At 30.5% G+C, this 927-nt stretch carries 2 protein-coding genes; one reads left to right on the forward strand and one right to left on the reverse strand.

What is annotated here, in order from left to right; genetic code table 11:
• Nucleotides 1-310: 310 nt before the first annotated feature.
• A complete protein-coding gene (locus CIN_RS10790) occupies nt 311-637 on the reverse strand; it encodes a helix-turn-helix domain-containing protein (RefSeq protein ID WP_040364462.1) in 327 nt (108 codons plus the stop codon).
• Between the two features lie 109 nt (nt 638-746).
• Here CIN_RS10790 and CIN_RS10795 point away from each other — a divergent pair.
• The coding region (locus CIN_RS10795; protein ID WP_040364463.1) for a helix-turn-helix domain-containing protein at nt 747-927 on the forward strand (181 nt) is incomplete at its 3' end.

Consider the following 927-nt stretch of genomic DNA (forward strand, 5'->3'; position numbering starts at 1 on the left):
GCTGGAACGTAAAACTTTTTACGTCCTCCACCTATTAAATCGACAGGTAAAGGAAAATCTTTTTCTTCTATAAGTTCGTCAATAACACTATAATTGACACCACCTAATCTTTCGCATACTTCTTTTTTATTAAGCCATAATTTTTCACTCATAGTCCTCCTCCTAATAATAAAGAGGGGTCTTGCTTCATAGCACCTTTAAACGTTTTTATTGTTATAAAAACACAAGACCCCATGACCATCGTGGCCATGAGGTTGTTTTATACGTATTACGTATATATGTCAATAAAAAAATATACGAATTACGAATATTATTTTTTATTTGTTAATTTTTCACCCAAAGACAGCCATTGCATTTTTGTTTCATCATCCATTTTCTGAATAATACTGTTCATTTTTGATAAAAAATCAATTGTAGGTGCGTCTTGTGGTGATACAAGTAGTTTTAAAGGGTCAATTCCTAATGCTGCTGCGATTTTTTTAAAAGTTTTATCATCAATAGCCATAGCGCCACTCTCCCATCTTGTTATATTAGGTTGAGCGGTTCCGAGCATTTCTGCAAGCTTTTCTTGAGAAAATTTAAAATGTTTTCTCCAAGCTTTTATATGTTTGTGTTTTTCGATTGATATAAACTTCATTCTCTTATCCTACCATTACGATTAAAATTATCTATGGCGAATAAAGTATATTGCGTTTTTTATAAATATACGTTATACGTATAAATAGAATTTAAATCGGAATAGAAATATGCGTTTAGAAGATTGGATTAATAAAAACAAATTATCTCAAGAGGAAGCGGGGAAATTAATCGGTGTTAAACAAGCCTCTATTTCAAGATGGATTAATGGAATAATGACCCCCTCTTTAGATAAAATTAAAAAAATTTCATTAGTCACAAATAATGAAGTTACATTTCACGATTTTTATT

This window comes from Commensalibacter intestini A911 (assembly GCF_000231445.1).
In the GTDB taxonomy this organism is placed as follows: domain Bacteria; phylum Pseudomonadota; class Alphaproteobacteria; order Acetobacterales; family Acetobacteraceae; genus Commensalibacter; species Commensalibacter intestini.